This is a genomic window from Alteromonas sp. 07-89-2 (genome assembly GCF_013113925.1).
In the GTDB taxonomy this organism is placed as follows: Bacteria; Pseudomonadota; Gammaproteobacteria; order Enterobacterales; family Alteromonadaceae; genus Alteromonas; species Alteromonas macleodii.
On the sequence record NZ_VTYM01000054.1, the window covers coordinates 1 to 10,736 of the forward strand.

The window sequence follows — 10,736 nt, forward strand, 5'->3', positions numbered from 1 at the left end:
TTGGTCTAAATGGAAGCCTTTTAATCGCGAAACAGTCCTGCAAGCCTAGCGGGCTAAGTTAAAGGACTGTGACAAAGAGTAAAAGGCTTCCATAACGACCCCTTTGGGCAGCGCCTTTGTGCCATCTATACTGCGTTGAATGTTCTCGATTTAGAATCACTAAACCGTCAAACATTCGCCTTGCCTAGATGGCACACAGACCGCAGCAAAAATGTACAGCAAAGGTCAACAGGCCCTAGCTAAACACGTTTAATTAGAAAGAAAAAAGCTAAACAGTGCAGGAGCAGCGTAGCGTGAAAGTGTGGTTTTATTGGGTAATTTTTTTATCATTGTTTATACACTTAAGCGCTGGCGCTCAGTCGCAAGAAGACGAACGCGACGCTGCTAGGCAGCTTGCTGATAGCGCTGTACAAAATGCTCAATCAAACAACGCAACAATAGATACATCTCCTCTTACAGAGCTCGGTGACGAATACACCAACTCCATTCAATTGTTACAAAACCGCTTTCGCGTTGACTATAACGTTAAAGAAATCACCATGGTTTTCTTTAGGGAGTACGGTTCTGCTCCTGTAGTGCTGGTTAGACCCGATGGTTCAAAGCTATTTCAAGGGCGGGTCGACGAAGAAAAGGTGCAGTGGTACGACGCTGATACCTTTGACATGATCACCATCAAAGATCCTGTGCCTGGGCCTTGGCAAGCTGTAGGTCAAGTATTACCGCAAAGCCGTGTAATGGTTTTGTCTAATGTTGAACTTCATGCTGAGCCGCTACCGAATGTGCTGTTTGCTGGCGAAATACTTAAATCCACAGCCTATTTAACCAACAACGGCAAGCCTATAGAAAACAAACAGTTCAGAGATGTCGTCGACTTAGAGATTGAGTTTAAGAGTACCAATAACCCTAACTACGGCAACTTTGGTACAAATGACCAGCGCATAGCGACATTTAAAGACGATGGGCGAGGGATGGATGAGCGACCAGGAGATGGCATTTTTACTGGCCAGTTCAACTTGAAAATACCGGCTGGTGAATGGAAGCCTAATTTTCGCGTGAGTACACCAATGTACACCCGCGAGCAAATAGGCGAACTTATCGTTTTACATGAAAATCCCGTCTCTATTGATGTTGAAATGGATGGAGGCGGAGAGGGCTATCATAAAATTGTTATTGATGTAGACCGTGAACTAGTCGACATCGAGTCACTGCTAGTCGATGGCAAAGTGAAGTTTCCTAATTCCGATATGCAGAATTTTTCGCTAACAGAAGGCGGTGTGGATCCTCGAGAGCACTTAATTGTCGCCTACGAAGAAGGAATTTTTAGGGTAAAGCTCACTGCTTACGGCACGACAATGGATGGGCGCGATTTTATATTAGATGTCCCTGAATATAGTTTTGTGGCAGAGGGACCAGCCGAGCCTGAGATTGAAGACCCTTTAATCAATGGAAAAGATCCTATCGTTGATGGCAGTGCACCCTTAATAACGCAACCTGAAGTGCCAGAAGACGATATGCAGCCAAATTCGGTAGAAGATGAAATGGATGATGGGACGCTAACCCTCATTCTGGTGGCCGTAAATGGGTCTATAGTGCTCATCGGAGTAATCGCTGCTGCTGTGATTATTATTATGCGAAAAAAGGCGTCTGCGCCTAAGCAAGCAAATAGTACTGCAAAGCCATCGGGAGAAACCACCGATGCTGACCTTACTATGGAATCTGAACCTAAGGGGTTTAAAAAACTATTAGGGCTATTCAAAAAGCGTGAAAAAGCTGAAAAGGAATAGCAGGGAGACCAGCGCTTCAGTTTAAGGCGTCGCTAATTTGTTCACTTTGAATTTTATTTCGACATAATGCCTATTAAACAGGCAAACAAACCGCAGATGACAATTTTATTAATAAAAAGCGTTGACTCCACATAGGGGAATACGTATTATCTGCGCCGCAGTCAGGGGACAGGGCAACAACAGCCAAGTCAACTCACTGATAACATTGAAGATGTGGAGCGGTAGTTCAGTTGGTTAGAATACCGGCCTGTCACGCCGGGGGTCGCGGGTTCGAGTCCCGTCCGCTCCGCCACTCTTTCAATGGTATAACTAAAAGGTCTTCGGAGCGGTAGTTCAGTTGGTTAGAATACCGGCCTGTCACGCCGGGGGTCGCGGGTTCGAGTCCCGTCCGCTCCGCCATTTAGTTATACAGCGCAATCTCGATTATGTGGAGCGGTAGTTCAGTTGGTTAGAATACCGGCCTGTCACGCCGGGGGTCGCGGGTTCGAGTCCCGTCCGCTCCGCCATTAATCGAATAAAGCGCGCTTCCCATTATGCGGAGCGGTAGTTCAGTTGGTTAGAATACCGGCCTGTCACGCCGGGGGTCGCGGGTTCGAGTCCCGTCCGCTCCGCCATTAATGATAAGTTTTCTTCTTAGATAATTCCCCCTTCTGGGGACACTCAAAAAGTTCTTTTTTTACTCTGCAGTTAAAATTGCTGTTCTCGCAATCGCACTTTATTTATTCTTACCCTCTTGTCAGTTAGCCATTCAAGAAATTGCTCCATTTCCCAATTGCACAATGTGACACTAGAAACATTATTCCTTTTCGATTAATAGTCATCTATAAAGTAAAAAAACACCGAACAAACAGTAACATGCCCTAAAGTCGTAGTGTCTTTTTTTTAATTTGTACTAAAGTTAGGTCGTTCACGCTAAAAAACTCGGAAATTATGAATAAAAGCGACCAAAAACAGTACTTTCTTGCTGATAATTTAAAAGCAATTGGGGTGTCATTGCTAAGCGTAGTGGGTGTGACCCTATTACTCGCTATCGTTATGTTTGTGTTTATTCGAGAACAAGAGGAAAGTCGCGCTACAGAAATACTAGATAATGTGCGCGTAGTATTTAGAGATGCTGAGATCACGCTCGATTACCTAAATGCGCTGCCGTATCAAACCTGTGAAATGGATAACTTAGCGGAAATGCGAAAAACCTTGTTTCGCTCTCGATTTGTAAAAGAGATAGGCTTTTATCAAAATAACGAGCTATTGTGCAGTACTTATTTGGGCATTCTAGAAGAGCCCATGAAAGAGGTTAAGCCTGATTTTTATACTCAGCTTGGCGACGCTTTTTGGATAAATACTCCTCTTCAGCTTTTCGATAAACAAGCTACCGGTACTATAGTACAGCGCGGACGTTACAACGCAGTATTGGATATGGATAGTGTCATTGGTTACAGCTACACGCAAGATTGGCAGCTGTTCTACAATGGCGATCAGTTTTATCATATGGCAGGTAATCCTAGCCTTGTCGGTTCTACCCTCAGCCAAGATGAGATGGACGCAGGCACTGGCTATTTTTCCTTACAATTTATCCAGTGTGATGAACGCTACAATCATACCTGCCTAAAAGTGAAATCTGATCACGGTCGCGTATTTGATTTGCACATGGGCAAGCTGGTGTTGTTTGTGTTTGCTATGTTAATGACGGCAGCGTTGACGCATATGCTTACCTTTAACTATTTAAGACGACGACGCTCACTTGAGTCTCGCGTCAGTAAAGGGCTAAAAGAACATAAGTTCTATTGCTTGTACCAACCTTTTGTAAACTTGGAATCGGGAAAGGTCATTGGGTGCGAAGTATTGAGTCGATTTGAGGATGAATTTGGGCCGATTTATCCTGACGAATTTATTCCTCAGGTAAAAGAGCAGGATATGACCTGGGAATTTACGGTTGATATGATTACCACCGCCATGAGAGAACTCAACGAAAACCCAGAGATCCCCGAAGGCTTTAAGGTATCGTTTAATCTATTCCCCTTCGATTTTACCCGCGAAGGTTGTTTGGACCTAGACTTTGTACTAGATATGAACGTAAAGAACTTCAAGTTAGTTTTAGAGATCACTGAAGATGAGCAAATCGCCACTCATAGTGCGGTGAAGCATATTAAGTCACTGAAGAGTAAAGGCTTCTTATTTGCAATTGACGACTTTGGAGTGGGTTATTCAAATTTAAGCCAGCTTAAAACGCTAAACTGTGATTACCTTAAAATTGACCGCAGCTTTGTTATGGATATGGAAGATAACAGCATTCGTTCATCGCTTATCCCTCACATTGTGAGCATTGCCGAAGGACTTAATGTTGATTTGATTGCAGAAGGGGTTGAAAACATTGATCAATGCAATGAACTGAAAGGATTAACCATCGGCTTTGGTCAAGGGTGGTTATTTGGCAAGCCACAGTCGGCTGATGCACTGGCCAAAAGCGTTCAAGGCACAGAATAATACAGATTGATATTTACGTTTTAGCGCTGTTATTTTTCAGTTGGTGTTGGTAGTGTTTAACGCTACCATTCACCGTCTGGAAATTAAAGAAGAATACTCGCATGCAGGACGTGCTAATTTGCCGCAATATTAATAAAACCTATCAAGATGGCAGTAATGCTACCCCCGTTTTACACGATGTCTCTCTTTCAATAAAAGCTGGCGAACATGTTGCTATTTTAGGCAGCTCCGGCTCAGGTAAAAGCACCCTTTTACATATTCTTGGAGGGTTAGATAAACCTTCTAGCGGTGAAGTCGAATTCAATGGAAAATCACTCGGTCAATTATCTGCAAATGCATTAGCAAAGCTTCGCAATGACGAAATGGGCTTTATCTATCAATTTCATCATTTACTCGGTGAATTCACAGCGTTAGAAAATGTAGCAATGCCGCTAAGAATTAGAGGGCTCTCGACCAAATTGGCACACGGCAAGGCTCGTGAAATGTTAGATGAAGTTGGGCTTTCTCACCGCGTCGACCATTTACCTTCGACCATGTCAGGCGGTGAACGACAGCGTGTGGCAATAGCACGAGCTTTAGTTACCGAGCCATCAGTAGTACTGGCCGACGAACCTACAGGAAATCTTGATGACTCGACGGGTGAGCAAATTTATAAACTGCTTACTAGCTTAAGTGATAAAAAAGGGACAGCGTTTGTTGTCGTTACCCATGATATTACCTTGGCCGGGAAAATGGACAGGGTGCTGAAGATAAAGGACGGCAGATTAGCGAGCGATACGTTATTCAAGGAGAGCCAAGATGCTCGCCTTTGAATTGGCCCAACGCTTCAGAAAAACACGTTCAGAACAGCGTTTCATCTCTTTTATTTCTATGTCATCCACCATTGGTATTGCCCTTGGTTGCTTTGTACTAATTGTGTTGCTGAGCGTAATGAACGGGTTTGAAAAAGAGCTTACAAGTCGTATTTTGAGTGTGGTTCCTCATGGTGAATTATATAGCAAGAGCGAAAGCGGGATAGAAAATTTAGACGCGCAGCTCTATCGTTTGTCTCAAGATAGCCGTATTGCCTCTGTCACGCCATACACAGGGATAACCGGAATGTTGCAGTCAAAGGGGGAGTTGAAGGCAATTAGCGTTACTGGTATTCCGGTTAACAGTGTTAGCGACAAATATGTTGAAAGAGTCACAAGTGAGGATTGGCAACGTTTTTCGACGCAGAAAAATGGTCTCATTGTAGGAAAGGGTATTTTCGCTTCCATGGACCTTAGTATTGGTGACATTGTTCAAATACTCATTCCCCAAACAACTCAGGATCTAACCTTCAAAGCCCCACGTTCAATTACGCTTTCTATTTCTGGAGTGCTATCTGTTGGCGGTGAACTCGATAACCAGCTGGGTTTAATGCACTTGGAAACAGCGTCTGAAGCTATTGGTATTTCATCTAAGTCACAAGGAATTCAGTTTACACTTAACGACCCATTTTCATCTTACGACACGATGCGAGATATAGGTTACAGCTATCCTCAGGGTGTTTACATGTCTGACTGGACACGTACCCAGGGCCACTTATATAACGATATTCAGCTAGTTAGAGCTGTGGTGTATATCGCCTTGACGCTGGTCATTGCCGTTGCTTGTTTTAACATTGTGTCGTCACTGGTTATGGCGGTTAGAGACAAACAGGCTGCCATCGCAATATTAAAAACCATGGGAGCGACGGATCGTTTAATTCGCAATACCTTCGTGTTGCAGGGCGTTATCAATGGCGTTATAGGCATTACTGTAGGTGTGGTTTTAGCGCTACTGGTAGCACCTAACCTCTCTGAGATTGTTCGCTTTATTGAGGTGGCGATAGGCATAGAAATTCTATCAGGCGATATATATTTCATCGATTTCCTACCATCTGATCTACATTGGCAAGACGTTGTTGTAACCGTGGTTGTTGCTATGTTCTTGAGTGTGGGCGCTACTATTTATCCAGCGCAAAAGGCAGCCAAAGTATCACCTTCATCAGCGCTTCACTAACTTTAAGCTCAATAGGGTAAGTAATACCAGTCAGCATAGATCATTACCCACTCAGCGAGAGTTAAAATGTTCGTAATCGCGGCGTGTTACCGCAGGTATAGTGGTTCTACATCAAGGTGACACAACAAAGAGTACGGAGCGCCTTCTGAGTGGGCAATTATCTATGCGGATTGGTATAACGGAGCAAGCGACTGACTAAAAAGGCCAGCAATTGATGCTGGCCTTTTTTAGTATGCGACTGCTTCTGTAAACTCATATGTAAATCGAGCTATAGAATCTTTTGTAGTCGTTATTTATTCTTTTCAAAATGTTCGAAGTCCACATCTTCCTGCTTCAAACCGGCTTTAGGATCGTTATAAACGCTTTCGTCCAATGCTCCTTCGCTTTTAGCTACAATGCACGACACCATACAGTCGCCTGTAATGTTTACCGCAGTGCGTGTCATATCCAGCAGTCTGTCTACACCGATAATAAGTGCGATCCCTTCAACCGGCAGGTTCACCTGCTGCAATACCATAGCTAGCATGATAAGGCCCACACCTGGCACACCGGCGGTTCCGATAGAAGCAAGGGTGGCGGTAAGTACTACCATCATATAGTCGCCAAGGCTTAAATCGACAGCGTAAACCTGGGCAATAAAGACCGTGGCAACACCTTGCATTATGGCCGTGCCGTCCATGTTAATTGTTGCGCCTAGCGGCAGGGTGAACGACGATACCGAGTTACCTACGCCAAGCTTGTTTTTCGCCGTTTCCATAGTGACGGGCAAGGTAGCGCTACTGCTTGAGGTACTAAATGCGAATAGCGCAGCGTCACGCATTTTCTTCATCAAGATAACAGGGTTTAATCCCGATAAAGCTTTTAGCAGCACTGAGTAGGTTACCAGGCCGTGAAGGATTAACACGCCAAATACTAAGAAGAAATATTTCGCCAAGCTCAGAATTGTTTCGCCACCAATAGTGGAGAAGAGTTTCGCCATCAACACGTACACGCCGTATGGCGCTAAGTTCATGATGATGGTAACAAGACGCATGATTACCGTATTAATATCTTCAAAGATAGCGGTAAGACGCTTGCCCGCATCACCTGTCATCGCCATAGCTATACCAAACAGTACGGCGAACACAATGATCTGTAGCATGTTGCCCTGTGCCATTGAGTTAATTGGGTTGCTTGGGAACATGTTAACGATAACGTCAGACAGGCTAGGGGCCTCTTTCGCTTGGAAGGTAGTTTCTGTTGTTAGATTTAGCCCATCACCCGGAGAAACCACTAAAGCTATACTCATGGCTAGTGTTATGGCAATGGCGGTTGTGACAACATAGAGTCCGACTGACTTTGCGCCAAGTCTTCCCAATTTACTAGGGTCAGACAGTGTGCTGGTTCCGCAAATTAAGGAAACAAACACAAGAGGAACCACAAGCATTTTTAAGCTGGCAATAAATATTTGGCCGAGAGTGGAAAATATACCTTCTACAAGAATGTTATACGTTGAGAACTCTAAACCGAATATCGAAAAAGTAAAATCTCCGCTATCATCAAACAATAATTGGAGAAAGACACCAGTCAAGATACCGGCAGCCATGCCGATAAAGATGCGGGCGGTTAAACTATATTTATGTGCAGATGAAGACATTAATGTTCCCTGTGCATTTTTATATTTTTAATCTTTCGTAGTGTGCCAGATTCAGTTGATTTTTAAACATAAAAAACGACGCAATTGTCAATAAAAGAGGTTCAGGAACGAATTATGTCGACATTAGCGAAAACGCTAAGCCTAATTAGCGCATTATTTATGCTAACAGCATGTGGTGGGGGCGGTTCATCAGTCTCTCGAGATAACACGGATAACGGAAGCGGAGACGGCGGTACCACATCACCAACCTATTCAATCGCTTTAACACTGGAAAATGAAAGTGGAGCAAGCGACAACAGCCTTTCTGAAGACAATAGTCTGTTTGTTGTTGCGACCGTGTCAGATCAAGATGGCAATCCGCATGCAGACGCGTTATTAACCTTTACGCTAAGCAACGAACAACTAGCAGAGTTTGGCAACGACACGGGAACGGCGCGTACAAATTCAAATGGTGTAGCCCGATTACGCCTTAATGCCAGTACGGCTTCTGGAGATGGCGAAATTACCGCTGCGCTCGGTAGCGGCGAAACGGGAACTACCACGTTTTCAGCCACAGCGGTGACAAGCACCGACCCAACTACAATAAGTGTATCGCTAGCCCTACAAAATGCAGCTGGGGAAGCAGACAACAGCTTATCTTCTAGCAACGCATTGGTTGCACTGGCAACCGTGACTAATTCTGAGGGTGAGCCTCAGGCCGATTTGCTCCTAACTTTCTCATTGAGCAATGATGATTTAGCGACGTTTTCTAACGATACTGCCACTGCACTGACTAATGCTGAAGGCGTAGCGTCGATCGGAATGTCGGTGGGAAGCGCATCAGGGGATGGTGAAGTAACGGCTACTTTGGCAACGGGTGAAGAGGATTCAACTACATTCAGCTCTACGGGCAGTACAACGGTAAGTGAAGAGCCCGCGTCACTGGAGCTTTATGCTAACAGCATTCAACTCGCCTCAAGCGGTAGTGATGAAGTTGAGTTGATAGCACTGGTTAAAAATGAACAAAGTGTGCTGATGGAAGGGGTAGAAGTAAGCTTCTCTGCCGCATCGGGCGATGGGGTTGAACTTCAATTAACTCAACCAGAAACCGCCGCAGATGGTACAGCGCGCGCAATATTAACGTCTCAAAACGATGCGTCAAACCGCACCGTCACCATTACAGCAGGTGCAGGCAGCCTTACGCAAACAGTTGAAATTACCATTGCTGGTACAGAAGTCACCATCAACGGTGCATCGTCAGTTATTTTGAACGACAGCGTAGATTATACAATTCGTGTTCAGGACTCTGACGGAACATCAATTCTCAACCAAGACGTAGTGCTAAGTGCGGTTAACGGAACGCTTAGCAGCACGACTGTTAATACGGGCGCAAACGGACAAGCGACAGTGTCTTACACTGCATCAACGTCTGGCGAAGATACTATCACTGCGGCAGCACTTAATGCTGAGACAAGCTTTACGGTGCAAGTTCAGCAAGACGAATTTAACTTTGTCAACTTACCTACAGAGGAAGTGCCGCTAGGGCAGACTCAAACTATTACTGTCCAGTGGCGTCAAGACAACACGCCTGTGGTAGGTCAGAATGTTACCTTTAGCGCGTCACGTGGTGTTATTGCGGGCAACGCAACTGTAGTGACCGATGCAGAAGGGCAAGCGAGTATTGATATCAGTGCGAATAATGCAGGTATCTCTTCAATTACTGCATCAGCGAGTGACGGAAGTGGGAATGTGTTGGTTTCAGCACTCACTCAGATTGAGTTTATTGCCACCACACCTCACACACTGATTGCCGATGCATCACCTGATATCATTGGCCCTGACGGTCAAACCAGTACCATCAGTGCAGTTGTTCGCGACGTTGATGGAAACTTGGTGAAGAACAGTGTGGTTAACTTCTCTGTATCTGACGTATCGACCGGATTTGTATCACCTTCTCAGGCAACTACCGACAGCAAGGGGATAGCGACCACCGTCTTTACTTCAGGATCGGTATCGACTCAAGACGCAGTAGTGGTTACTGCTTTTGTTGCTGACGACCCAGCCATTGACGACGAGGTTGTGTTAACAGTGGGCGCACGTGCTTTTGATATCTCGCTAGGAACAGGTAATGAGCTTGAAGAAGCCACATCGACTTCTTACCTAAAGCGCTTCGGTGTGTTTGTATCAGATTCTGCAGGTCAGCCAGTTAGCGGCGTTAACCTGACTGCGTCAGTTGCGCCGGTAAAATACGTAAATGGCGGTGAGTATAGAACCGGCTTTTGGGTATTCGACGATGATGCTTCTCAATGGGTTGCAATAGTAAATCAAAACTGTGAAACCGAAGACGTTAACGACAACGGTATTTTGGATACAACACCAAGAGATGAAGATACCAATGAAGACGGTATGTTAACTCCTGGATTAATTGGAACCATTGCGTTTGCCAACGGTGCAGCGGTGACTGATGAGAATGGCTACGCAGAATTGGAATACCGTTATCCTCGCAGTTATGCAATCTGGTATGACGCCGTCATTTCAGTGTTCGGGCAGTCTACAGGCAGTGAAGCAAGTGCGAAGATGCGTTACACCCTAAGTATTTCTGCTGACGACGTGACGGATGAAGGAGCGTCACCGCCGGCTAATCCATTCGGCGTAACTGATCAGTGTACGCTGGTCACACCATAAAGAGTTTATACTTAACAAGTAACAAAAAGCCGGCTTATAGCCTAATGCCAGTCAGTTAAGCTGACTGGCATTTTTCTTTGTGGGGTATTTAGTCGGTCTTTTCCTCACTACTCTGGGGTAATACCTGTCAGGTCGTTTGTCAG

Annotated in this window: 6 protein-coding genes and 4 tRNA genes; 9 read left to right on the forward strand and 1 reads right to left on the reverse strand. The window is 45.0% G+C overall.

Annotated features, from left to right (window positions below; translation table 11 throughout):
* Nucleotides 1-293: 293 nt before the first annotated feature.
* From F0261_RS19480 to F0261_RS19515, 8 genes are all read left to right on the forward strand, one after another.
* The gene (locus tag F0261_RS19480) at nucleotides 294-1,784 is read left to right on the forward strand and encodes a TIGR03503 family protein (protein WP_171338712.1); all 1,491 of its coding nucleotides are present in this window, start codon (nucleotides 294-296) and stop codon (nucleotides 1,782-1,784) included.
* A 215-nt stretch (nucleotides 1,785-1,999) separates the two neighbouring features.
* A tRNA-Asp gene (locus tag F0261_RS19485) sits at nucleotides 2,000-2,076 on the forward strand.
* A 30-nt stretch (nucleotides 2,077-2,106) separates the two neighbouring features.
* Nucleotides 2,107-2,183 (forward strand) — tRNA-Asp (locus F0261_RS19490).
* A 30-nt stretch (nucleotides 2,184-2,213) separates the two neighbouring features.
* Nucleotides 2,214-2,290 (forward strand) — tRNA-Asp (locus tag F0261_RS19495).
* A gap of 31 nt (nucleotides 2,291-2,321) precedes the next feature.
* A tRNA-Asp gene (locus tag F0261_RS19500) sits at nucleotides 2,322-2,398 on the forward strand.
* Nucleotides 2,399-2,714: 316 nt separating this feature from the next.
* A complete protein-coding gene (locus F0261_RS19505; RefSeq protein WP_171338713.1) occupies nucleotides 2,715-4,268 on the forward strand; it encodes an EAL domain-containing protein in 1,554 nt (517 codons plus the stop codon).
* 101 nt (nucleotides 4,269-4,369) lie between these two features.
* Nucleotides 4,370-5,080: a lipoprotein-releasing ABC transporter ATP-binding protein LolD gene (gene lolD, locus F0261_RS19510; protein ID WP_014979092.1), complete on the forward strand. Its 711-nt coding sequence runs from the start codon at nucleotides 4,370-4,372 to the stop codon at nucleotides 5,078-5,080.
* Nucleotides 5,067-6,293, forward strand: a complete 1,227-nt coding sequence (locus tag F0261_RS19515) for a lipoprotein-releasing ABC transporter permease subunit (RefSeq protein ID WP_171338714.1) — start codon at nucleotides 5,067-5,069, stop codon at nucleotides 6,291-6,293. Before lolD ends, F0261_RS19515 begins: the two co-directional genes overlap by 14 nt.
* 289 nt (nucleotides 6,294-6,582) lie before the next feature.
* On the opposite strand, the gene F0261_RS19520 is transcribed toward F0261_RS19515, so the two are convergent.
* Entirely contained in the window at nucleotides 6,583-7,929 is a 1,347-nt protein-coding gene (locus F0261_RS19520; RefSeq protein ID WP_014949187.1) for a dicarboxylate/amino acid:cation symporter, read from the reverse strand.
* Nucleotides 7,930-8,043: 114 nt separating this feature from the next.
* Between F0261_RS19520 and F0261_RS19525 the strand changes: the two genes are divergently transcribed.
* The gene (locus F0261_RS19525) at nucleotides 8,044-10,593 is read left to right on the forward strand and encodes an Ig-like domain-containing protein (RefSeq protein ID WP_171338715.1); all 2,550 of its coding nucleotides are present in this window, start codon (nucleotides 8,044-8,046) and stop codon (nucleotides 10,591-10,593) included.
* Nucleotides 10,594-10,736 lie beyond the last annotated feature (143 nt).